The 23,952-nt window shown below is 59.6% G+C and carries 21 protein-coding genes; 4 read left to right on the top strand and 17 right to left on the bottom strand.

Going from position 1 to position 23,952, the window contains the following annotated elements; translation table 11 throughout:
* Positions 1 to 65 precede the first annotated feature (65 nt).
* The 5 genes from NCHU2750_RS20960 to NCHU2750_RS20940 all read right to left on the bottom strand — a co-directional run bounded on the left by NCHU2750_RS20960 (position 66) and on the right by NCHU2750_RS20940 (position 5,927).
* Positions 66 to 1,703, bottom strand: a complete 1,638-nt coding sequence (locus NCHU2750_RS20960; protein ID WP_119943694.1) for a TRAP transporter large permease — start codon at positions 1,701 to 1,703, stop codon at positions 66 to 68.
* A 15-nt stretch (positions 1,704 to 1,718) separates the two neighbouring features.
* The gene (locus NCHU2750_RS20955) at positions 1,719 to 2,267 is read right to left on the bottom strand and encodes a TRAP transporter small permease subunit (RefSeq protein WP_119943692.1); all 549 of its coding nucleotides are present in this window, start codon (positions 2,265 to 2,267) and stop codon (positions 1,719 to 1,721) included.
* 119 nt (positions 2,268 to 2,386) lie between these two features.
* Positions 2,387 to 3,028 (bottom strand): two-component system response regulator MctR, encoded by a 642-nt coding sequence (gene mctR, locus NCHU2750_RS20950; protein ID WP_119943690.1) that lies wholly within the window; start codon positions 3,026 to 3,028, stop codon positions 2,387 to 2,389.
* Positions 3,028 to 4,428 (bottom strand): two-component system sensor histidine kinase MctS, encoded by a 1,401-nt coding sequence (mctS, locus tag NCHU2750_RS20945; RefSeq protein WP_119943688.1) that lies wholly within the window; start codon positions 4,426 to 4,428, stop codon positions 3,028 to 3,030. Before mctS ends, mctR begins: the two co-directional genes overlap by 1 nt.
* Before the next feature lie 173 nt (positions 4,429 to 4,601).
* A complete protein-coding gene (locus NCHU2750_RS20940; protein WP_119943686.1) occupies positions 4,602 to 5,927 on the bottom strand; it encodes an NAD(P)/FAD-dependent oxidoreductase in 1,326 nt (441 codons plus the stop codon).
* 229 nt (positions 5,928 to 6,156) lie between these two features.
* Here NCHU2750_RS20940 and NCHU2750_RS20935 point away from each other — a divergent pair, with 229 nt between their 5' ends.
* Positions 6,157 to 6,633: an Lrp/AsnC family transcriptional regulator gene (locus tag NCHU2750_RS20935; protein ID WP_119944295.1), complete on the top strand. Its 477-nt coding sequence runs from the start codon at positions 6,157 to 6,159 to the stop codon at positions 6,631 to 6,633.
* Positions 6,634 to 6,694: 61 nt separating this feature from the next.
* Here NCHU2750_RS20935 and NCHU2750_RS20930 read toward each other — a convergent pair whose 3' ends face one another.
* The 6 genes from NCHU2750_RS20930 to NCHU2750_RS20905 all read right to left on the bottom strand — a co-directional run bounded on the left by NCHU2750_RS20930 (position 6,695) and on the right by NCHU2750_RS20905 (position 13,840).
* Entirely contained in the window at positions 6,695 to 8,350 is a 1,656-nt protein-coding gene (locus tag NCHU2750_RS20930; RefSeq protein WP_119943684.1) for an ABC transporter ATP-binding protein, read from the bottom strand.
* Positions 8,351 to 9,193, bottom strand: coding sequence for an ABC transporter permease (locus tag NCHU2750_RS20925; protein WP_119943682.1), 843 nt, complete (start codon positions 9,191 to 9,193; stop codon positions 8,351 to 8,353).
* A 1-nt stretch (position 9,194) separates the two neighbouring features.
* Positions 9,195 to 10,145 carry an ABC transporter permease gene (locus NCHU2750_RS20920; RefSeq protein WP_119943680.1) on the bottom strand — a complete coding sequence of 317 codons (951 nt, stop codon included), beginning with the start codon at positions 10,143 to 10,145 and terminating at the stop codon, positions 9,195 to 9,197.
* A 123-nt stretch (positions 10,146 to 10,268) separates the two neighbouring features.
* Positions 10,269 to 11,879: an ABC transporter substrate-binding protein gene (locus NCHU2750_RS20915; RefSeq protein ID WP_119943678.1), complete on the bottom strand. Its 1,611-nt coding sequence runs from the start codon at positions 11,877 to 11,879 to the stop codon at positions 10,269 to 10,271.
* A gap of 75 nt (positions 11,880 to 11,954) precedes the next feature.
* Positions 11,955 to 12,671, bottom strand: a complete 717-nt coding sequence (locus NCHU2750_RS20910) for an HAD-IA family hydrolase (protein ID WP_119943676.1) — start codon at positions 12,669 to 12,671, stop codon at positions 11,955 to 11,957.
* Between the two features lie 329 nt (positions 12,672 to 13,000).
* Complete coding sequence (locus tag NCHU2750_RS20905; protein WP_119943674.1) at positions 13,001 to 13,840, bottom strand: GNAT family N-acetyltransferase; 840 nt, start codon at positions 13,838 to 13,840, stop codon at positions 13,001 to 13,003.
* A gap of 324 nt (positions 13,841 to 14,164) precedes the next feature.
* On the opposite strand from NCHU2750_RS20905, the gene NCHU2750_RS20900 reads away from it, so the two are divergent.
* The gene (locus tag NCHU2750_RS20900; RefSeq protein ID WP_119943672.1) at positions 14,165 to 14,833 is read left to right on the top strand and encodes a haloacid dehalogenase type II; all 669 of its coding nucleotides are present in this window, start codon (positions 14,165 to 14,167) and stop codon (positions 14,831 to 14,833) included.
* Positions 14,834 to 14,848: 15 nt separating this feature from the next.
* Positions 14,849 to 16,123 carry an NAD(P)/FAD-dependent oxidoreductase gene (locus tag NCHU2750_RS20895; RefSeq protein WP_119943670.1) on the top strand — a complete coding sequence of 425 codons (1,275 nt, stop codon included), beginning with the start codon at positions 14,849 to 14,851 and terminating at the stop codon, positions 16,121 to 16,123.
* Positions 16,124 to 16,226: 103 nt separating this feature from the next.
* Here NCHU2750_RS20895 and NCHU2750_RS20890 read toward each other — a convergent pair whose 3' ends face one another.
* The 6 genes from NCHU2750_RS20890 to argE are packed head-to-tail and all read right to left on the bottom strand — an operon-like array spanning position 16,227 to position 22,714.
* Positions 16,227 to 17,684, bottom strand: coding sequence for an NAD-dependent succinate-semialdehyde dehydrogenase (locus tag NCHU2750_RS20890; protein ID WP_119943668.1), 1,458 nt, complete (start codon positions 17,682 to 17,684; stop codon positions 16,227 to 16,229).
* 22 nt (positions 17,685 to 17,706) lie between these two features.
* Positions 17,707 to 18,747, bottom strand: coding sequence for a tartrate dehydrogenase (locus NCHU2750_RS20885; RefSeq protein ID WP_119943666.1), 1,041 nt, complete (start codon positions 18,745 to 18,747; stop codon positions 17,707 to 17,709).
* An 11-nt stretch (positions 18,748 to 18,758) separates the two neighbouring features.
* A complete protein-coding gene (locus tag NCHU2750_RS20880; protein WP_119943664.1) occupies positions 18,759 to 20,222 on the bottom strand; it encodes an aldehyde dehydrogenase family protein in 1,464 nt (487 codons plus the stop codon).
* 37 nt (positions 20,223 to 20,259) lie between these two features.
* Positions 20,260 to 20,616, bottom strand: coding sequence for a cupin domain-containing protein (locus tag NCHU2750_RS20875; RefSeq protein ID WP_119943663.1), 357 nt, complete (start codon positions 20,614 to 20,616; stop codon positions 20,260 to 20,262).
* Between the two features lie 22 nt (positions 20,617 to 20,638).
* Positions 20,639 to 21,562 carry a 2-hydroxyacid dehydrogenase gene (locus NCHU2750_RS20870; RefSeq protein WP_119943661.1) on the bottom strand — a complete coding sequence of 308 codons (924 nt, stop codon included), beginning with the start codon at positions 21,560 to 21,562 and terminating at the stop codon, positions 20,639 to 20,641.
* 18 nt (positions 21,563 to 21,580) lie between these two features.
* On the bottom strand, positions 21,581 to 22,714 hold the full coding sequence (argE, locus tag NCHU2750_RS20865; RefSeq protein WP_119943659.1) for an acetylornithine deacetylase: 1,134 nt from the start codon (positions 22,712 to 22,714) through the stop codon (positions 21,581 to 21,583).
* Between the two features lie 246 nt (positions 22,715 to 22,960).
* Here argE and NCHU2750_RS20860 point away from each other — a divergent pair, with 246 nt between their 5' ends.
* A complete protein-coding gene (locus NCHU2750_RS20860; RefSeq protein WP_119943657.1) occupies positions 22,961 to 23,854 on the top strand; it encodes a GNAT family N-acetyltransferase in 894 nt (297 codons plus the stop codon).
* Positions 23,855 to 23,952: the final 98 nt, after the last annotated feature.

Raw genomic sequence — 23,952 nt, 5'->3', positions numbered from 1 at the left:
TCCTCAATTGATCTGTCAGGAAAGCTTTCTGGATGGACCCGGCGCCCGCGGCGCCGGAACTTGAGTCAGGGATTGGTCGTCCCCGAACTCGGTTGCGGGCTGCCGAAATTCGGCGTTGGCGAACCGAAGCTTGGCGGAGCAGGCTCGCTGCTGCCGGGCGCAGGGGCTCCAAAGCTTGGCGGCGGAGCGCCGAAGCTCGGTGCGGGCGGGCTGCCCTCGGGCGTTGCACCAGGGGCGCCGAACGGTGCGGACGGGCTTCCGAAGGGATTGAGGCCATCGCCGCCCGGCATCGGGATATTGATCTGGACCGAGTTCGGATCAACCGTCGCCGCACCGGACTTGTAGTGCGTGACGAGACCCGGAAACACGACCACGATCACCACCATGATCAGCTGCATCACCAGGAACGGGATCGAGCCCATATAGATCTGGCCAGACGTCACCGGCTGGATCGTCGCTCCGGTAATCCTGTCCTTGTAGGCACGAGTCGGCGCCACCGAACGCAGGTAGAACAGCGAGAACCCGAATGGCGGATGCATGAACGAAGTCTGCATGTTGATCGCCAGCATCACGCCGAACCAGATAAGATCGATGCCAAGGCTGTCGGCCACCGGCGCCAGAAGCGGCACGATGATGAAGGCGAGTTCGAAATAGTCGAGGAAGAATGCCAGGAAGAAGACCAGGAGGTTGGCGACGATCAAGAAGCCGACTTCGCCTCCTGGTACGGATGTCATCAGGTGTTCGACCCAGATATGGCCGTTGACGCCATAGAAGGTGAGCGAAAAGACGCGCGCACCGAGCAGAATGAAGATGACGAAGGACGACAGCTTGACGGTCGCATAGAGCGCCGACTTGACGATCTCCAGCGTGAGCCTGCGGTTCAAGGCAGCGAGCGCCAGCGCGCCGACCGCCCCCATGGCCCCGCCTTCGGTCGGCGTCGCAAGGCCGATGAAGATCGTGCCAAGAACCAGGAAGATCAGAACCAAGGGCGGCACCAGCGAGGTGATCACCTTGCGAAGCAGCTTCCAGCCACGCAACGACCGCGCTTCGATCGGCAAAGCCGGCACAGTCTTCGGATAGAGGAAGGACATCAGGATGATGTAACCGGCATAGGCCGCGCAGAGCAGAAGCCCGGGGATCAGCGCACCCTTGTACATGTCGCCGACAGATCGACCGAGCTGGTCGGCGAGAATGATCAGCACAAGGCTAGGCGGGATGATCTGCGCCAGCGTGCCCGAGGCGGCAATCGTTCCCGCAGCGACACGCCGGTCATAGCCGTAACGCAGCATGATCGGCAGCGAGATCAGGCCCATCGAGATGACGGAGGCCGCAACGACGCCGGTGGTTGCCGCGAGGATCGCGCCGACGAATATGACGGCGAAGGCCAGACCGCCACGCACGGGACCGAACAGTTGGCCGATCGTATCGAGCAGTTCCTCCGCCATCCCGCTTCGTTCGAGGATCAACCCCATGAAGGTGAAGAACGGAATCGCCAGAAGGGTTTCGTTCGACATCTGGCCGAAAATGCGGTCCGGGATCGCACCGAACAGGTTGACCGGAAGCAGACCCATCTCGATGCCGATGAAACCGAACACAAAGCCGACAAAGGCCAAAGCGAAGGCAACCGGATAACCGAGCAGAAGGATGACGATAAGGGAGCCGAACATGATCGGCGCGAGATTTTCCGCGAAGAATGCAAACATGGCTGCCATCCGTCCTTAAAGGGTCTGCGCTTCGGCATCGGCCAGGGCGATTGCATCCGGCAGTTCGCCGCGCAGGATCGCGATACGCTTGATCAGCTCGGACACCCCTTGAAGCGCGAGCAGGCCAAAGCCGAGCGGAATGAGTGCCCAGACAGGCCAGAGGATGAGACCACCGGTGTTGTTGGAAATCTCGCCGCTGATGAACTTGGACGTCACACGCGGCCAGGAGAGATAAATGGTGATCAGACAGAACGGGAAAAGGAAGAAGAGCGTGCCCAGGATCTCGATCCAGAGCTGGGTCCGGCGAGACAGGCGACCGTAGACGAGATCGACCTTCACATGTTCATTGTTGAGCAATGTATAGCCTGCGGCGACGAGAAAGCCTGCAGAAAACAGGTACCATTGCGCCTCCAGCCAGGCATTCGAACTGAGATTGAACAGCTTGCGGGTGACAGCGTTGACCGCACTGATGACGATCGCCAGCAGGATCAGCCAGGATACGGCCTTTCCAATAAACGTGTTTGCCGCGTCGATGAAACGCGACAGCGCCAATAGACCAGACATGAAACTCCTCCCAAACCCCGTCATGGACAGGGCATGGCACAATTCCTACGTGCGGCATTTTGGCAGAACAAGAGGAGGGGCCGAAGAAAAGAACGAAACTACCCATTAATGGGTAAGTCTCATCGCCCGCCTTGAAAGGATATACCGTTCTCCAGCACGTAGCGAGTAAGACCGGCGGTGGTTGCAATGCCCAACTTCTTCTTGATGTTCTTGCGATGCGTCTCCACCGTCGCCGGCGAGATGGCCAGAAGTTCCGCGATGTCACGGTTGCTTTTCCCGGCCGCCAGATTGGCCAGGATATTGCGCTCCCGTGCCGTCAGGCTGTCGGTGACCTGCATAGCCTTGCCCGACATCAGCGCCTCGGAAACGCCTGACGAAAAGTAGCTGCCCCCGGCTGCGACACGCTCGATGGCCGAAACGATTTCCTCGGTCGGCACATCCTTCAGGATGTAACCGGCAGCCCCGCGCATGACGGAGGCCGAAATATACTCGCGATTGTCATGCATGGAGAGCATCAGGATCTGTGTGTCCGGCAGTTCGGACTTGAACAGCGCAATCGCCTCGATGCCGTTCATCTGCGGCATGTTGATATCCATGAGGACCACGTTCGGCCGATGGCGCCGCGCTTCTTCCACGCCTGCCACGGGATGGACCGCCGTGCCGACGACAACGATATGGGGATAGGTCTCCAGAAGTGCCTTCAGGCCGTCAAGCACAAGCGGGTGGTTGTCGACGAGAACGACCTTGATCCGATCCGCCACTACGCAGCCTCCTGCACTTCCCGCAGATTGCGGCTGGCGGATTTCGGCAGCATCGCAGTCAAGGTCGTCCCCGCTTCCGATGACCGGATCAACAACACGCCGCCGAAATGCGCCATGCGCTCCTGCATGTTCCTCAGGCCGAGACCGCCGAGCGCCTTGGTGTGTCCGGCTTGGGGTGGTCCCTCCTGCGACCCGTCAAATCCCCGACCATTGTCGGAGATCGTCATGCGCATGCGCCCGCGCTCGCTCCAGAGCCGGATGTCCACCCGGTTGGCGCCGGCATGTCGCTCGACATTGGTCAGCGCCTCCTGGGTGATCCGATAGATTGCCGTACTCGGCTCCGGTTTCAGCGTGTCCGGCGTCTCGGCTTCGACAAATACGCTGATCCCGGTTCTTTCCGCAAAATTCTCGGCCAGCGATTTTATCGCCGGTGTCAGGCCCAGATCGTCGAGAAGCCTGGGGCGCAGTTCATGGGAAAGCCGGCGGACCTCCTTGATCGCCGCAGTCAGCGCGTCCGCGCCCTTTTCGATGGCGGCCGAGACGTCATCCGTATGGTTCTTAGCCTTGCGGCCGGCAAGATCGATCGAATACCGTACCCCGATCAGGCTCTGGGATATGCCGTCGTGCAGTTCCCGCGCCAGCCGGGCGCGTTCCTCTTCCTGCGCATCGATGACCCGCTGGGTGAGGGCAGCCAGCTTGCGGTCTGCCAGCCGCCGCTCACGCAAGGTGATGAAAATGCAGGTGGCGAAAACGACCAGCACCGCCGGCACTGCGATCGATGCGACGGTGGTGAAGGTGCGGCGAATATTGTCTCGCATGTCGGCCTTCGCCGCTTCCGTCTGGGCAAACACGTCGTCGAGATAGACGCCTGTTCCTACCATCCAGTGCCACTTGTCGAGACCCGCTGCAAAGGACAGCTTGTCGGCCATCTCACCCGATGACGGCTTTTCCCATTTGTATTGATGCAGACCGCCGCCTTCCTTCGCCTTGGCAATCAGATTGGCAATCACCTGGTCGCCATCGGGATCAACGAGGTTCAGCCAGTTATGGCCCGGACGAAAGGCCTGGCGCGGATGGACAATGTTGTTGCCGGCATAGTCGTAGACGAAGAAATAGCCATCCTTGCCGTAATCGAGCGAGGTGAGGATAGACCTTACCTTTTCCTTGGCAGCCTCATCATCCGCGCCAGCATGCTGGTAGACCTCGTCGATCGCCGAAAGCGCGAGATTGGTGAGGTTGAGGAGTTCCGTCTCCTTCGCCTTCAGCATGTTCCGCTCGAATGTATCGATATTGCTTTGTGCCAGCGTGGTCGACTGCCAAGTGATGAAGGCCGTCACCGTCAGGATAGCGACGATAAGCGGCACGATGGCAAGCGCAATGATCTGGTGACGGAGCTGCATGCCAACCTCCTCCAAAGCCAGCCTCACGAACGAATTGCGCTCCTACCACGAATTGACGGCAGGCTGCCAGATCTACCGCCGAACTCGTGGGAACACGCCGCCGCGGAAGCGGCCATCATCTATCATCTGCCAAGTCAGACGCTTGGCAACGCGAGCCCACGCTGCCAAACGCGTCAGAAGTTTGCGACCTTCCCCCAGGACGACCGGCGGAAGCGCTCAGGATCATAAGGACGCGGATCGACGATCGGCTCGGCGCCCGTGATGATATCGGCAACGAGGTGGCCTGCGCCCGGACCAATTCCGAAGCCGTGGCCGCTGAAGCCTGCCGCCAGAACCAGACCCGGCACGGTGGATGTTTCGCCGATCGCCGGCACGCCGTCAGGCGTCGAATCGATGTAGCCGGCCCATGCTGCACTCACGGAACGCCCCTTCAGCGCAGGCAGCAGTTCGACGGCCCGCTCATGGGTGAGCTTGATGGTGTCGCGATCGGTCGCCGGATCGAGAATGCGCATTTCTTCCATCGGTGTCGGCCGGTCGAGGCGCCATGTCTTCAGGCTCTCATGGCCGCTGCGGATCCCCTCCAGACCGCCGGGCGAGAGGCTGCGCCAGCGCCGCATGAACATCGGCAGGAACTGCGCGGCATAGCGCATGTTCTGGGCTGTCGGATCGACACGCCCACGACCACTGATCGCCAATGTATGGCCACCGTCGCCGCGGCGGGTCACCGAAACCCTCGCCGTGTGGAGCGCATCGGGAATTTCTCCCTCGCCGGGACCGACCGACAGAATGGAGGAGCGGACGGAAGATTGTGGGAAACGGATGCCAAGCTGGCGGCAGAAGGACGAAGCCCAGGCCCCCCCTGACAGGATCGCCACCTTGGTCCCGATCGTGCCGCGTTCGGTCACGACAGCCGATAGCTTCCCGCCTTCCATCTCGATCCCGCGGGCGGCGCAGTTCTGCAGGACGCGACCTCCGAGCGTCATGATGGCACGCGCAACCGCGGGCGCGGCGCTGGCCGGATCGGCCGTCCCATCCGTCGGCGAAAATACGCCACCTTTCCAGCTTCGCCCGGTCGCCCGGCCGTATTCACCGGCCGCAGCACCATCCAGCATGTGGGTGGTCACACCTACCGTCCGGGCAAAATCTCTCCATCTGGCCCATCCGGCGATCTCTTCCTCGCTATTGCTCAGATAAAGGAGGCCGCAGCGACGGAAGCCGGTATTCTCTCCACTCTCGGCCGCAAAGCGCTCCCATAGATCGAGGCTTTTGGTCGCCATCGGCAGCTCGCGCGCATCGCGGTTCTGCTGCCGGCACCAGCCCCAATTGCGGCTTGATTGCTCGGCGCCCACAAGGCCCTTTTCCAGAAGCACAACTTTCAGCCCGCGCAGCGCTAGATAATATGCGGCAAAAACACCGACGATCCCGGCACCGATGACGACGGCATCGGCGGAGGGCGGGAGATCGTTTGAAGTCGTGACGAGCGTGAGCGGCGCAGGCATCGGGCAGTCCTCCTTGTCGCCACAAGCATAACGGGATGAGCCGCCGCCCGGTTACCGGACACGTGGCCCAAGCGGCATTAAATGCCGGTCATACCATCGACGGCGGATTTTTCTGCCGCTGACTTTAGTGCACAATGGAATAGACAAACACATTCATAGTGTTAAGCTGATTTCCTGGAGTCTGCAGCATAATATGCTGCAGCGCATGACGACCGAGGACAGAATGCAGATGAAGCTCGACCGTATCGACATCAAGATTCTCTACGAACTCCAGAAGAACGGGCGCATCACCAATGTCGAGCTGACCGAGTTGGTGAACCTCTCTCCCAGCCCTTGCCTGATGCGGGTCAAGAAGCTGCAACAGGAAGGCTATATCGAGGGATATTCGGCCCAGATCAACATCGGCAAGCTTGGCCAGACGCTGACGGTTTTCACCGAGGTGACGCTCAAGAACCATCGCCAGATAGACTTCGCCCGCTTTCTCGCGGCCGCCGAAAAGGTCGATCAGGTAATCGAATGCCACCTCGTTTCCGGCGGCTATGACTACCTGTTGAAATTCGTCACCGCCGGGATCGGCGAATACCAGACGATCATGGAACGGCTGACCGACATGGATATCGGTATCGACAAGTATTTCAGCTTCGTCGTGCTAAAGTCACCGATCGTCAAGGCGCATATGCCATTGACCAGCCTGTTCCTCGTCTAGCGTCCGCGCCATTCCGACAGGCAGTGTGCCACCGGCACCGCAGACCAGGGACGTGTGTGGATCAAGCCTGCGCGTAGGATTTCACCAGTTCCGGATCGCGTTCAAGACTATCCAGCCATTTGGGGTCGAGTTTCGGCACCGACGAAAACAGCAGCTTGGAATAGGGGTGCTGCGGCACTTTCGATAGGCCGGGCGTGATCTGCTCGACCTTCTCTCCGCGATACATCACGACGATCTCATCGCAGATCGCTTCCACGACCGACAGGTCGTGGCTGATGAATATGTAGGAGAGAGAAAGCTCCCGCTGCAGCTCCTTCAGCAGGTCGATCACGGCTGCGGCGACGACCGTGTCGAGAGCGGAGGTGATCTCATCGCAAAGGATCAGCTTCGGTTCTGCGGCAAGTGCGCGGGCAAAATTGATGCGTTGCTTCTGGCCGCCGGAAAGCTCGGCCGGGGTCCGGCTGCGCAGCGCCTTCGGCAGATGCACCATGTCGAGCAGCTGGTCGATACGGGCATTGCGGGCCGTGCCTCTCATGCCGTGATAGAAGGTGAGGGGCCGACCGAGAATGTCCTCGATCGTTTTTGCAGGATTGAGCGACGTGTCCGCATGCTGGAAGACGATCTGCAACTCGCGCAATTGCTCGCGGCTTCTCTGCCGCGAAGAGCGGGCCAATTCCCCGCCATCGAAAATCATCTGTCCTGCAGCGGCAGGAAGAATTCCGGCAATGGAGCGGGCTAGGGTGGATTTTCCGCAGCCGGACTCCCCGATGATGCCGAGATTGCGGCCAGTCTGGACCGTTACACTGGCTTCCTTCACCGCCCGCACCAGCGGAAGTCCATTGGGCTGGATGGGGCCATAACCTGCCGTCAATGCCATGATTTCCAGCAATGGCCTGGCCTTGGAAACGGACGGAGGATTGTCGCCACGTGGCTTCGGCTCGAAGGAGGAAAGCAGTTCGCGCGTATAGGGATGCTGGGCATTGGAAAGAATGGCGTCGGTCGACCCGACCTCCTGCACCTCGCCGTGCCGTAGGACGAGGATACGATCGGCGATCTGCGCCACCACGGCGAGATCATGGGATACGTAGACCCCCGCAATGCCGCTCTTCTTCATTACGGACTTGAAGGCGCGCAGCACTTCGATCTGGGTCGTCACATCCAGAGCCGTCGTCGGTTCATCGAAAATCACCAGTTTCGGGTCGCTGATCAGCGCCATGGCCGCCGCCAGACGCTGCAACTGACCGCCCGAAACCTGATGGGGATAACGATCGCCGATCCCTTCCGGATTAGGCAGCGAAAGCGCCTTGAACAGCGACACCGCCTTCTCCCGAGCCTCGGCCGGAGACATCAACCGGTGAATACGTGTCACCTCGACGACCTGATCAATGATGCGCTTGGTCGGGTTGAAGGCCGCTGCAGCCGATTGCGGCACATAGGAGACCTCCCGGCCGCGGATCGTCGCTCTCTGGCGCTCACTCGACATCACCATATCACCGCCGGCGACGCGAATGCTGCCGCCCGAAATCCGGCAGCCCGTACGGGTATAACCCATCAGTGTCAGCGCGATCGTCGTCTTGCCCGAACCGCTCTCGCCGATCAGGGCGACGATTTCTCCCGGCGCGATATCGAGGTCTACATCCTTGATGATCTCGACGCGGCGGCCTGCGTCTGTGGTTGCCTCGACCTTCAATCCGCGGACTTCGACTAGATTTTCCATTCACGCACTCCGGTCGCGAATTTTCTTGGGCAGGTTGTCGATCAGCAGGTTTACGCTGATCGTCAGGCTGGCGATCGCAAGCGACGGCACGATCACGGCCGGCGCACCGAAAGGCAGGCCACTGATATTCTCATGCACGAGCGCGCCCCAGTCCGCATAGGGTGGCTGCACGCCAAGTCCGAGGAAGGACAGGCCTGACAGCAGCAGCGTTATGAAGACGAAGCGAATGCCGAAATCGGCAAGCAACGGACCGATAATGTTGGGCAGGATCTCAGAGAAGATGATGTAAATGATGTTTTCACCGCGGGTGCGCGCCACCGTGATGTAGTCCATCGTGTTGATGTTGACCGCAAGGGCGCGAGAAAAACGAAAAGCCCCTGGCGTATAGATGACTGCCAGCATGACGATCAGGATGTTGATCGATGAGCCGACGGCCGCCGCCACCACAAGCCCCGAAAGCTTGCTCGGGATGGAGTTCAGCGCATCGAGAAAGCGGCTCAAAACCGTATCGAACCAACCGCCGATGACGGCTGCCGCCATGCCGAGCGCAGTACCCACGAAACAGGCGATACATACGGCGGCAAGCGAGATGCCGACTGTGTAACGCGCGCCCATTATCACCCGCGAAAGCATGTCGCGGCCGAGATAGTCCGAGCCGAGAGGCAATTTCGCGCTCATGCCACTAAAGTAATCGTCGTCGACGATATCGCCCACGGGATAGGGAATGATATGGGGTGCGGCCAGGGCAATGATGGCCCAGAAGACGATGACCGCAAGGCCGATCATGCCGATCCAGTTGAATCGATAGCTGAGCCTGCTCGACAGGGGCGTGGATGATGTCATGTCAGCGCAACCTCGGATTGGCAAGAATTGCAACGATATCGGCAAGCGTGATCAGTGCGAGATAGCCGACGCAGAAGATGATGGCGCAGGATTGAATGAGCGGCAGGTCGCGCGTCGACACGCCGTCCACCATCAGCTTGGCGACACCGGGATAGTTGAAGATCGTCTCGACAATGATGACGCCGCCGACGAGATAGGACAGCGACAGCGCAATCGCATTGGCGATCGGCCCGACCGCGTTCGGCAGTGCGTGATAAAGTACGGCGCGCGGCCGCGATGCCCCTTTCAGAAGGGCGGCCTCCACATAAGGCGTGTTGATCGTATCGATCACCGCCGCACGGGTCATGCGGATCATTTGTGCCGACACGACGAAGGCCAGCGTGATGACCGGCATGGCATAGATCTTCAGCACCTGCCAGAACGAGGTCACCTCATTGGCGAAGGACAGGGCCGGCAGCCATTTCAGATAGACCGAGAAGATCAGAACCGCCGACGTGGCAATCATGAATTCCGGAACCGAGATGACACCGATCGTCAGCACAGTCACGATCCGATCATAAATCGAGCCACGGAACATCGCCGAGGTAATGCCGAGCGCCAGTGCGACAGGCACGGAAACCAGGGTAGTGATGCCGGCAAGGCGCATCGTATTGACGAAACGCCCGCCAATCAGATCGGCCACCGCCATGTTGTTGACATAGGATGTGCCAAGATCACCGTGCAGCAAGCCGATGAGCCAACGAAAAAAGCGAAACAGCGCAGGTTCATCCAGATGCATCGCGGCGCGAAGACCGGCCACGGCTTCAGGCGTCGCAGCCTGGCCGAGCAGAATTGTAGCCGTATCCCCCGGCAGCATGGCGGTTGCGAAAAAGACCGCGAAGGACACGATCAGCAGCGTCAGGCCTGCGATGAGAAGCCGGTGCGCGATGAGATTGAGTACGTAAGTCCTCAATATCGGCTCCCTGGTTCGAGAAACGTCAAATACCGGCTCTATTCTGCTTCGGGCAGGTCTGGTGCCGGCACAGCATGGCAATGATGGCGGCAAGCAGAAGCCTGCCGTCATCATGCATGAGCATCAGGCGTCGAGCCAGACGTATTCGGCGAAGGCGTAACCCATCATGCCGCCGAGCGGATTGGCCTGAAGGCCTTTCAGCTTGCCCGAAATGGCATCGACGTTGGAGATGTAGACCGGGATGATCGTGCCGGCTTCATCGGCCACCATGGCCTGCATCTGGCCGTAAATTTCCTTGCGCTTGGCTTCGTCGAGAAGGCCACGGGCCTCGACAAGCATGCTGTCGAACTTCTCGGACTTGTACTGGCTCTCGTTCCACGGAGCGTTGGACGCATAGAGAAGCGAGAACAGGATATCGGGGGTCGGGCGCGGATTGATGTTGCCGAAATGAACGGGAGCCTTCAGCCAGTAATTCGACCAGTAACCATCGGACGGGACGCGCTGGACGTCGATGTTCATGCCGATCTCGGCTGCGGACTGTTGCACGATCGTCGCCATCTCGACCGAAGAGGTGGCGGCTTCGGATGCGATCATCGGGACCTTCTGGCCGAGCAGACCGGATTTCTGGAAATGGAACTTTGCCTTGTCCGGATCGTAGGCCTTCGGCTTCAGATCGGCATTGTGGTAGATGCTCGCCGGAGAAATCGGCTGGTCGTTGGCAATTTCTGCCAGTCCGCGCATGACAGACTTCTGGATCTGCTCGCGATTGATGATGTATTTCATGCCCTGGATGAAATCGGCCTTGTCACCGGGCGCCATGTCGAGGCGGATGTTGAGGTCGGTGTAGTTGCCGGATGTCGTCTTGGACAGGACGAAGCCCGGCTGGCTCTCGACCAGTCGCATCGACCGCGGCTTGATCGACGCAGCGAGCTGGATGTCACCCGACAGCAATGCGTTTACACGGGCATTGTCGTCGGTGATGGCGAAGAATTCGAACGAATCCACATTCGCACCGCCGGCCTTGAAGTAGTTCGGGTTCTTCGTGAAGATCGACTTCACGCCCGGCTGGAATGTCTCCATCTTGAAGGCACCGGTACCGATGCCCTTGGAAAAGTCCGTCGTGCCGTCCTGGACGATCATGAAGTGATGCTGCGACAGGATGGTCGGCAGGTCGGCATTCGGATTGGCAAGGGTGATCTCGATCGTCAGGGCATCGAGATCCTTGACGTCGGTGATCTGCTTGGCGATCGCATTGACCTTCGAGCCCACGGCTGGATCGAGATGTCGCTTCAGCGAAAAGGCGACGTCCTTGGCAGACAGTGTCTTGCCATCATGGAAAGTAACGCCCGAGCGCAGCTTGACGGTCCAGACCTTGGCGTCGCCACTCTTCATGCTCTCGGCGAGTTCCATCTGAACATTGCCGCCTTCATCAAGGAAGGTCAGACGGTTATAGAGCGCGCAGCAGCGAACATAGTCGGTCGAAAGCGACGCCTTGGCCGGGTCGAGCGTGTCGGCCGTCGAAGACGACCAGCCTGCGGCCTTCAGGTTCCCACCCTTTTTCGGAGTTGCAGCAACGGCATCGGAGGCGCGACCGAGGATCAGTCCGCCGGCGGACATTGCGACACCGCCGGCAAGCATCATGCTCAGCAGTTCACGCCGGGTTGCCCCGCGGCGAATGGCATTCTCGACCATGGCGTCATCCGACGCGGTCCAGTTGGTGATCTTGTCATGCATGTCATTCCCCTTTTGCCGTTGGCGGACAGCCGGTCTTCAGCCGACTTGGCCGGGTGTTATGAAGATCATGGATGGTCAGTTTTCGTTGGCTATCCTCACGGCTTCGGCCAGTTCGGCCATCGAAGTGAAATGATAGTCGGGCTTGGTGAATTCGGCCGGCTCGATAGTGCCGCCATATCCCTTTTGCGCATGGCGCCGCTGGATCCAGCAATTGGTCATGCCAAGCTGCCGCGAAACACCGATATCGTGGTACTGGCTCTGGGCGACATGAAGAATGTCATCCTTGCTCGCACCTTCGCCGCCGACAAAGTCAAATACCTGGTGGAAGAAGGCCGGATCGGGCTTTTCGGTACCGGTATCGTCTGCCGTGAAGGCCGCGTGGAACGGATGACCGAGCTCGGCGGAAAAGAAATCGAACGCCCAGCGCCGCGCGTTGGTCATGGCGATCAGTCGGTAATGCTTCTTCAACTCGGCTAGCGCTTTCGCGCTGTCGGGAAACCCCTTCCAGCTCTTGGCCGAATCCCGCAGCCGCTCGCCGAAGGCCTTCTCCACCGGCAGGCCGAGTTCTGGCGCGATGACCATATAGACGCGCACCAGATCGTCGGGAAACAGATCGGTTGCGTCGGAATAGCGGGCTGCACGATAGAGTGCCAGCGCCTGTTCGCCGTCGACCTCAACGCCGGCCTCGGCACCGATCTCTTTCAGGCAGGATGTCAGCCCGCCTTCGAAATCGATCAATGTTCCGACAACATCAAAGGTCAGGTATTTGAATGTATTCAGAGGTTTCGTCACGTTAGCATCCCGGTTTCTGAGCAGACGGTACGCGATGCGGCCGAATGCCGAATATTATGCTGTTCCAGGCCTCGATTTTTTCCCTCTCCCTTTCCGGGTTTTCCGAGGTTGTGGGCCGTTATTGGATCAAGTTTGACAGTTCAGGCCCGCCGTTTTCTCCGAATCGACGGGGTGGTGCGGCAGAAAATTCTGAAAATCGGCGGCTGGCGGTATAAGGGATCGGTCCGAAAATCAGCCAAAACGTAGCGGATGATCACCGTATGCCACCGGGGAAATTCGGCTGTCCGGAGCGCTTTTGATTTACGATCTCCAAGCATGATGCCCCCTGATCAGCCGAAAGCCTGACTGGCGAGGGCAAAGGTCCTGGCCACCGGAGCATCAGATCTCGCCACGGGCGGGCGCATCATCGAAACACCTCCGCCGACATGACCAAGCGCGTGATCCGCAAGCCATGGCCCGAGCCCGATGCCATCAATAGTATCGACGCGGACGAAACGTCCGGCTCTACGGCTCAGAAAATGAGACGTAAGCGATCCGGCGTCGCTGAAGCCGCTGGCAACAACGGGCCCGATCACATCGCCACGACCGAAGGGCCTGATGCAGGAAAAACCGGCGATCCCGCCCGCGCGGCGGATGATGGCAAATTCTCCTATCGCGAAGAACTTTGCCATCAGAGCCGACCGATCCGCGCCGAAGGCCTGCCGATCCAGCCCAATGATTGCCGGCAGATCGGCTGCCTTTGCCACCTCCGTGTTCGGCGGGCTTGCCACGGCAGCCACAATTCCCTGATGCTGCAGAATAGTTCCGGCCTCCCGGAACCCGAGCTTTTCGTAAAGCGGAAGTCCCTCGCGCGTTGCAACCAGTCGGAGCGGCCGCTCGCCGCCGAAGGCCAGAGCGGCCTCCATCAACCGTCGCCCAAGACCACGGCCGCGCATAGCTGCATCGACGATCACCATATTGATTGTCGCACAATCCCGCTCATAAAGCGTGACGAGAACCGTGCCGACGACATTGCCATGCTCATCGATGGCAACCATGCCCTTGCTCAACTCCAGCGCGACCTGCCAGTCTTCAAGCCGGTGAGGCCAGCCAGCCTCCTGGGAGAGACGGACGGCCGCAGCCAGATGCTCCGGGCAGAAAGTCGTAATCTCGATCTCGCCAACCTGCATGGACGATGCTCCCTGTGTTCTCTTCAAGTGTCAGGGGGAAAAAGCCGGACGATTATCCGAAGGCAACGGCAGGAGTGGTATCTTTCGCCAAAGCGATATGTGCTTGCCGCATCTTATGCCGCCAATGAGCATGATCGAGGCGAACACGGCGGCTTCTGGCGGGCATTCCATCGCGGCTCTTGCAAGCAAATGCCAAACCGGCTGCCTGATACGAAACTTTGTGCTTCGAAGACCGGTAAATCAGTCGGCAGAGGCGCAGATAGCGGTTCTATTATCATGCATCACCCGAAAGGCTCGCCGAGCCCCTATTCAAGGATGAAGCGCATGTCCACCTTCCGCCCGAAATACATCACCTTCGATTGCCACGGAACACTGATCAACTTCCAGATGGCGGAAGCCGCGCGCGACCTCTATGGCGATCGTCTGGACGAGCCGCGCATGCTGCAGTTCATCAAGAACTTTGCCGCCTATCGCATCGACGAGATCATGGGCGACTGGAAACCCTATGCCGATGTCGTGCATAATTCGCTCGAACGCGCCTGCAAGGCCAACGGTGTGTCGTTCAAGGACGAAGATGCCAGAATGGTCTACGAGCGCGTGCCGACCTGGGGTCCGCATGCCGATGTGCCGGCAGGCCTTGCGAAGGTCGCCAAGGAGATCCCGCTGGTCATTCTCTCCAATGCCATGAACGACCAGATTCCATCCAATGTCGCAAAGCTCGGCGCCCCGTTCCATGCCGTCTATACGGCCGAACAGGCCAATGCCTACAAGCCACGCTTCCAGGCGTTCGAATACATGTTCGACATGCTTGGCTGCGGGCCGGAAGATATCCTGCACTGCTCCTCCTCGTTCCGCTACGATCTGATGTCCGCCCACGACCTCGGCATCAAGAACAAGGTTTGGGTCAATCGCGGCCATGAACCGGCCAACCCTTATTATGGCTATACCGAAATCGCAGACATTTCCGGCTTGCCGGGTGTCGTCGGGCTATAGGAAAGGCCGAAGCCGATGAAATACGTCTCTTACTGGCATGACACCGCATCACCGTTCAAAGATGCGGTCCAAGGTCCGATCGAGGGCCACTATGACGTTGCCGTCATCGGTGGCGGCTTTACCGGCCTTGGCGCTGCAAGGCAGCTGGCCATGGCCGGCGCCAAAGTCATCGTCCTGGACGCGGAAACCGTCGGCTTCGGGGCCTCCGGCCGCAATGGTGGCCATTTGAACAACGGCCTGGCGCATAGTTATCTTGCAGCCAAGCAGCAGATCGGCAAGGAACGGGCAATCGCCCTCTACAAGGCACTCGACAGTTCCATCGATACGCTCGAGGCACTGATTGCCGAGGAGGGCATCGATTGCAACTTCCGCCGCGCCGGCAAGCTCAAGCTTGCCTCGAAGCCGCAGCATTTCGAGGGACTGGCGAAGAATTTCGAAGCACTACATGCGGAAGTCGATCCGGACACGGCACTGCTGTCCCCATCCGATCTCGGGTCTGAAATCGGCGCAGTCTTCCACGGCGCCATGTTGTCGAAGAAAAGCGCGATGATGCATATGGGCCGCTACGCCGCCGGCCTTGCCGCGGCGGCGGCCCGTCGTGGTGCGATCATCGTCGAAAAAGCGTCCGTCACGGAGCATTCACAGGAGAGAGCCCAGCATCGGCTCAAGACCGCCAAAGGCGTCGTCACCGCGGATAACGTGCTGGTCGCGAGCGGTGCCTATACGACCCCGAACTTCGGCTACTTCCGCCGTCGCATCATGGCCGTCGGCAGCTTCATCATCGCCACGCGGCCTTTGACTGAGGCGGAGGTGGCCGCGACGATGCCCGGCAATCGCACCTGCGTGAACACCATGAATATCGGCAATTACTGGCGACTGTCGCCGGACAACCGGCTGATCTTCGGGGGCAGGGCGCGATTTTCGGCGACATCCGATCAGCGTTCGGATGCCAAAAGCGGCGACATCCTGCGGGCCAGCCTTGCACGGATCTTCCCGCAGCTTGCCAAGGTCGAAATCGACTATTGCTGGGGCGGTCTCGTCGACATCACCAAGGATCGCTACCCGCGCGCCGGGTATCATGACGGTCTCTGGTACGCCATGGGCTATTCCGGCCATGGGGCGCAGCTCTCCACCCATCTCGGCATGACGATGGCGGATGCAATCCTAGGTCGGCCGGATAGAAATCCGGTCAAGGATCTGGCCTGGCCAGCCGTGCCCGGCCATTTCGGCAAGCCCTGGTTCCTGCCATTTGTCGGGCTTTACTATACGATGCTCGACAAGATTCAATAACTGCGGACCTGCAGGCACTGCGTCTGCCGCGCCAGGGGCGATACAAATTGGGGCCGCAAAAGCGACCCCAATTTCATTTCTACTGCAGATCAATCCGGTCTCATCAGGAAAGACCACCCATGTGGAAGGTCTTCACTTCAAGATATTCCTCGATACCGAGCTTTGATCCTTCGCGGCCGAGACCCGACTGCTTGACGCCGCCGAAAGGTGCCACTTCCGTGGAAATCAGGCCGGTATTAAGGCCCACCATGCCGAATTCCAGCGCCTCGCCGACACGCCACGCACGCTTCAGGCTTTCGGTATAGAAATAGGCAGCCAGACCATAAGGCGTGCCATTGGCAATTGCGATTGCTTCTTCCTCGGTCTCGAAACGAAAGAGGGGAGCAACAGGGCCGAATGTCTCTTCGCTGGCGAGTTGCATCTCCGTCGTCGCGCCACTCAGCACGATCGGAGCGGTATATTGTTCGCCGGCTGGGAGATCCGCCTTTTTGGTGATGATCGTCGCGCCCTTGGCAAGCGCGTCATCGACGTGGCGGTTGATCTTGGCGATCGCGGCATTGTTGATCATCGGGCCGATTGAAACGCCCGCTTCGGTGCCAGGGCCGACCTTCATGGCATTGACCTTGGCGGTAAGCTTCTCGGCAAAGCGATCGTAGACGCCGGCCTGTACCAATATCCGGTTGGCGCAGACGCAGGTCTGGCCGCCATTGCGGAACTTGGAGATGATGGCACCTTCGATGGCGAGATCGAGATCAGCATCATCGAAGACGATGAACGGCGCATTGCCACCAAGTTCGAGCGAAAGCCGCTTCAGACTGTCGGCCGCGCCGCGCATCAGCAAAGAGCCGACGGGGGTGGAACCGGTAAAGGAGATCTTGCGCACCGTCGTATTGGCCATGATCTCGCTGCCGATCTCCTTCGGCATGCCGGTGACGATATTGACGATGCCTGCAGGAATGCCCGCCATCTCGGCCAGTACGCCAAGCGCCAGCGCCGAATAGGGCGTGAATTCGGATGGCTTCACGACAACCGTGCAACCCGCTGCCAATGCCGGTGCAATCTTGCGGGTGATCATCGCATTGGGAAAATTCCACGGCGTGATGATACCGCAGACGCCGATGGGTTCCTTCAGAACAAGGATACGGCGATCGGCAGTGGGTGAGGGGATCGTATGGCCGTCGATGCGGCGCGCCTCCTCGGCAAACCACTTGACGAAGGAGGCTCCGTAGCGGATTTCGCCCCGCGCCTCGTCGAGCGGCTTGCCCTGCTCGGTCGTCAGGATCAATGCCAGATCTTCGATATGCTCGATCATCAGGCCGTACCACTTTTCAAGCAGGGCGGCCCGTTCGACATGGGTCTTGCGCTTCCATGCGCCGTAGGCCTTGTCAGCGGCTTCGATCGCAGCGCGCGTCTCGTCGCCGCCCATATCCGGCACGGTCCCGATGACGGCCTGGGTGGCCGGATCGGTAACGTCGACGGTCTTGCCGGATCGCGCGGCAATCCAGTTGCCGCCAATCAGGCCTTCCTGGCGAAACAGGGATGGAAGGTTCAAATTCCGCATCGATTGGATCCTTGATGAGATGTCAGATGGCCGCGAGCAGCGCCGTGGTGATCGCGTCCGTGCGATCCTTGCCGGGCACCGTGCCGATCCCGCTGGCCGTGGTGGTTTCGATGGCCTTCATCACGGCGGCTGCCGCATCCTTCTCGCCCAGGTGGTCGAGCATCATTGCGCCAGACCAGACGGTTGCGATCGGGTTGGCAATGCCGAGATGTGCAATGTCAGGCGCAGAGCCATGGACCGGCTCGAACATCGACGGCGCATTGCGTTCGGGATTGATGTTGGCTGAGGCGGCAAAGCCAAGCCCGCCCTGGATCGCGGCACCAAGATCGGTCAGGATATCGCCGAAAAGATTGGACGCGACGACGACGTCGAGGCTTTCCGGTGCCATCACCATGCGCGCCGCCATCGCATCGATGTGATAGCTGGTAACCTGAACATCCGGATATTCAGCCGCGAGCTCCTTCGTCACGTCGTCCCAGAACACCATCGAGTATTTCTGCGCATTCGATTTGGTCACGGAAGCAAGCTTGCCGCGACGGCTGCGGGCCTGCTCAAAGGCGAAGCGCAGGATGCGCTCGACGCCCTTACGGGTGAAGATCGAAGTCTCGACGGCAACCTCGTCCGAACTGCCCTGATGAATGCGGCCACCGGCTCCTGAATATTCCCCTTCGGTATTCTCGCGGATGCAGAGAATATCGAATTCCCTTGCCTTCAGCGGACCCTCGACGCCCGCCAACAGTCGATGAGGACGAATATTGGCATATTGCACGAAGCTCTTGCGGATCGGCAGAAGCAAACCATGGAGCGACACTGAATCCGGCACCTCCGCCGGCCAGCCGACAGCGCCGAGCAGGATCGCATCGAAACCGCGCAGCGTCTCTATGCCGCCCGCCGGCATCATCGCGCCGGTCTCCTTGTAAAAGGCGCAGGACCATGGGAATTCCGTCCCCTTGAGGGCAAAACCATGCGCGCTGGCCGCCTTTTCCAATACGGACCACGCCGCTGCGGTCATGTCGCGGCCGATACCGTCTCCCGGGATCAGAGCTATCGTATGTGTCTTCATCTTCGTCGTCCTCAAAGGCTTATCAAAACGCTTTTGCTCTTGCGGTTGGCCTGGAATGCTTCCCGGCCAAGATCCTTGCCGATACCTGACTGCTTGTAACCGCCAGTCGGCAATATGTGGTCGCGAGAGCGGCCATAACGGTTGACCCAGATCGTACCGGCCTGCAGTCGGCGCGTGAGTCGGATCGCGCGGGAAAGATCGCCGGTGAAAAGCCCGGCAGCAAGGCCATAACTCGGATGATCTGCCAGCATCATGGCTTCCTCTTCATCCTCGAAGGTCTGCAACGTCAGCACCGGTCCGAAAATTTCCTCGATGACGGCAGGCGAATTCTGGTTGACAGCCGTCAACAGAGTCGGCGCGTAGAAGTAGCCTTCTGAGTCCATAAAATGACCGCCCGTCAGGCATTGCGCACCCGCAGCAACAGATGCCTTGACGATATCATCAATGCGCCAGCGCTGCCTGTCGGAGATGATCGGCGAATACCGGCTTTCTGCATCCCATGTCGGACCGGGTGTGACCGCTGCCATCTTCACCAGAATGGCATCGATCAATTCGGCCGCAGCGCTCTTCTCTACGATAAGTCGTGATCCCGCCACGCATGCCTGTCCGGCATTGCTGATGATGCTTGCGGTCACCGCCGCCGCGGCCTTGCCGATATCCGCGTCGGCGAAGACGACCTGCGGGCTCTTTCCGCCGAGTTCGAGCGTCATCGGCTTGATGCCGGTACGCGCTATATTCTCCATGATCGCCGAACCCGCACGGGTGGAACCGGTGAAGCTCACCTTGGCAATATCCGGATGCCCTGTCATGGCGTTGCCGGTCGTCATTCCGTCGCCGAGCACGATATTGATGAGACCTGCGGGCATTCCTGCGCGGACCGCCAGTTCCGCAAGGTAAAGCGTTGAGAACGGCGTCATCTCGGACGGTTTGAGAACGACCGCATTACCAGCAGCAAGCGCCGGGCCGAGCTTCCATGCCGCCATGTTGATCGGGAAGTTCCATGGCGTGATGGCACCCACGACGCCATAGGGTTCCGTCATAATCATCCCGAGACTGGCATCGTCGGTCGGTACCAGATCACTGCCTTCCTTGTCGGCGAACTCGGCAAAGAAGCGGATCTGCTCGGCCGAAACCGCAATATCACCGGAGACGAGCTGGCCGACGGGACGTGTCGACGAAATAGCTTCCAGTCTGGCAAGGGTTACAGCTTCCTGTTCGATGAGATCGGCCCAACGATGAAGGACATTCAGCCTTTCGCGTGGCCGCACACCTCCCCAATTGCTGGTCTTCAAGGCGGCTTTCGCGGTCTGTACGGCCTGGTCGACGAGATCGACATTTGCGACCGGGCAATCGGCATAAGCCTTTTCGTCGGAGGGCCTGTGCATCGGCAGCACGCCCTGAGCAGGCAGGAGCTGACCTCCAATGAAATGCCCGACAGGCAATATCAGGCTATCGGGATCAAAACTCAGGGTCATCACTATGCCTCCAGCCACCGAATGGCCATCATCAGTCTCAGGGGGTGACGGTGATATAAATCTTGCGGACGGTCTCGATCGTTTTCCAGACGCCGACAAAACCCGGCTTCATGATGAAGCTGTCACCTGCCTTATAGGTGACCGCCTCGCCATCCTTCGGCGTGATTTCGACAACGCCGGAAATGATGTGGCAGAACTCGAATGTCTCGCCCCTGATCGAATGCGTTGCACCGGGTGTCGCTTCCCACACTCCGGTGTTGATCAATTCGCCATGCGCTTCATCCTGCACCCATGTCTTGAATTGCGGATTGCCGGAGATGAGTTTCTCGACAGTCGCAGTCCCTTCTTCAGGCGTAAACGACGGGTTGGGATCGATGGTCTTGAGAAGCGACATAGAATACCTTTTATGTTGAAGCTTAGTAGCCGCGCTGCCGGTCGATGAGACCGATCGGGTCCAGCCCCGCGCGCAGCCTTTTCATGTTCTCGACCACGGCAAGTGCAGCCGTATGCGGCTGCGTGACACTGGCGATATGCGGCGTGAGCAGGATCTTCTCGTGATGCCAGAACGGATGTCCGGCGGTAAGCGGCTCCGGATCGGTGACGTCGATCACCGCCGCCGCCAGCTGACCGTTTTCAAGAGCGGCAAGCAATGCATCCTGATCGAGTTGCGGACCGCGTCCGACATGGACAAGGCGAGCGCCGCGCGGCATTGCGTCGAACAGATCAGCATTCAGGAAGCCACGCGTCTCATCCGTAAGAGGAAGCAGGCAGATGAGGATATCCGTCTCAGCCAGCATCGTCTTGAGACCCTCCCGCCCGCTGAACGTCCGCACACCGTCGATGTTGCGCTCGGAGCGGTTCCAGCCCGCAAGCGGAAACCCGAAAGGCTTCAGCTGGTCGAGTACGGCCTGTCCCAGGTTGCCGAGCCCGAGAACGCCGATGCGGCATTCTCCTGCCTGGGGCTGTGGCAGCACTTTCCAGGTTTCCGTCCGCTGCTGCTGCAGATAGGCTGGCAGCTTGCGGTGTAGAGCAAGCACGCCGAGCACGGCATATTCCTGCATCATCCGTACGATGCCTTCCTCGATCATGCGAACGATCTTCACGTGATCCGGTATCGACGCGCCGCTGAACTGGTCGATACCGGCCCCGGTGGAAAACAGCACTTCGAGATTGCGATAGCGCGACAGGTTTTCCGGCACGGTCCAGGTGATCAGATAGCGGACGGCATCCGGATCCACGGTGGCGGGATCCATGGAATAGGGCAGATCAGGCAGTTCCCGCGCGAAAGCTTCCTTGAAAATCTGGCCGCGTATTGCATCGGAATGGAAAAGAAAAGTCATATCGTGGGCTCTCTGTCGTCAGGTCTCGATGCGGAACTTCCGGCCGAGCTTCGTAATCATGGTCTGGCAGGCAACGAGTTCACTTTTCAGTATGAATTCGTCCGGCTTGTGCGCGCGATCTATGTCTCCAGGTCCACAGATAATCGCGTCAACTCCAGCCCGCTGGTAGAGGCCGGCCTCGGTCCCATAGCTCACCGCCGCAAGCGGGGCGCTGCCGGTGAGCTCCTCAAGAAGTGCGGCAAGCGGTGACCCCGCGTCGAGCAGCAGAGCGGGATAGCTGCTGAGCAACTGCCAGTTGATATCGAAACCCTTCCCACGGAGTATCTCGGCAGCCTTGCGCACGGGAGCCAGAAGAGCCTGCGGGTCGGCGGATGAAATCGCCCTGGCCTCGATCTCCACGATACAGAGATCCGGTATTACATTGACTGCCTGCCCCCCATGGATCGTACCGACCGAAATCGACGAGTAGGGCGGTTCGAATTCGGTCTCGAACGGGCCTTTCGTCAGCTCGTTTGCGGCATTGACAGCCGCCTGAAGGACGTCGGCAATCGCGTGGATCGCATTCAAGCCAAGATCCGGTCGGGAGGAATGACCGGCTCGACCTTTTGCCGATATCCGCGCCGCTGCCTTCCCCTTGTGGGCAAGGATGGCGCGCATGCCGCTCGGTTCGCCGATAATGGCACCAAGAGGCTCAGTACAGAGCTGAGGCAGCCGCGCAAGCAGGTGCGGGACGCCGCGGCAACCGGCCTCCTCATCGTAGGAGAAGGCGATATGAACGGGGCGGGCGAGGGGAGAGGCCACAAGCTCGGGAACGGCCGCAAGGACAGCCGCCAGGAACCCTTTCATATCGGTCGTGCCGCGGCCATAGAGCCGCTCGCCATCCTGTCTCAGGCGAAAGGGATTGCTCGACCAGCCGGGCTCGACAGCCGGCACCACATCCATATGTCCCGAAAGGACATAGCCCGGCTTATCGACAGGGCCAATCGTTGCGAAGAGGTTCGAGCGGTCCCCCTCAGGTCCGGGAAGAATGTGCGCATCGATGCCGAAAGACTTCAGGTAGTCTGCGATCCATCCAACGATGCCGCCATTGGCTGTGCCGACGACAGAGGGGAAACTCACCAGTTTCTCAAGAATGCCGTAGGTCTCACCCATAGCCGCTGCCAAGCCCATCTGCCCCGTGCCGTGCCGACGGCAAATCCTCAATTTTTCTGTGCCAAGAGTAGAGGCAAAGGAGCGGAATAGCTGCCGAAAGTCGGCCTCATACGGTGTAATCTTGTGCCGGAACTCTTTCCGGCAGTGAAATGTTTCGCCGACTGCAGTCTAGTGTAGGCTCTCGGAGAGGCAGGCCTTTCGTTGAGCTTGTGGGAAAGTCCTATCGCGGCTGGGTGACGAACGCATATGAATATACCGAAGACATTGTATGTCGATGCATTCGAAATGCGCTATGTGGATATTACCGAAATCGAGCTTCCCAAATTGCAGGCGCTCTCGATTTCAGTCGGCTGGCCGCATCGGGCGGCAGACTGGCAGCATGCCCGCGACGTCGGCCATGGTTTTGCCGCGCTGGACGAAATTGGTCGCGTATCCGCCTCCACCATGTGGTTTCCACACGGCGATACCTTCGCAACCTTCGGCATGCTGATTACTTCGCCCAGGCTACAAGCGAACGGAACAGCCCGGTGGCTGATGGAGCGCATGCTTGCCGAGTGTCCCGGCCGCGATATCCGCCTCAATTCAACACGGGAGGCGAGGCGGCTTTATGCGTCATTCGGCTTTCGTCCCCAGCGCACCGTATTTCAGTGCCAGGGAGAAGCGATCAACCCGCCGGCCGGTCCGACACTGGCCGATGGATTGACAGTCAGGCGACTGGATCGAAGTGATCTCGATGCGGTTGTCACACTTGACGCGCCCGCCTTCGGCGCGGAACGGGGCGTCCACATACATCGCCTTTTCGACAGCTCAATCGGTTACGGCCTTTATGACGGTGACCGCCTGCTAGCATACTCCATGCGGCGCCGGTTCGGCCGCGGCCACGTAGTCGGTCCCATCGTTGCGTCCTGCGATGCCGACGCAATCGCCGTCACTCATCCACAGGTCGCCGCCCATGTGGGCAATTTTCTGCGCATAGACCTCCGCTTCGATACCGGCGATTTCGCCAATTTCGTGCAGCAATCCGGCATGTCTGTCTATGACACGGTGAAGACCATGGTGACCTCCGACAAGGCCAGCTATGGTGAGAGCGACGGAGGTCAGCCGATCGTTTACGGCATGTCGTCGCAATCATTCGGTTGAACCCAAATTGCGATCGATAGTTGCATTTTCCTAATGTGTTCAGAACTTTACATTTAATTAGCGGCTTATGACGATCATGTGATATTCGTCTCTCAAAG

It is taken from the genome of Neorhizobium sp. NCHU2750, assembly GCF_003597675.1.
Lineage (GTDB): Bacteria > Pseudomonadota > Alphaproteobacteria > Rhizobiales > Rhizobiaceae > Neorhizobium.
Note: the sequence above shows the minus strand (reverse complement) of the source record. Positions and strands in the feature narration are given on the sequence as shown.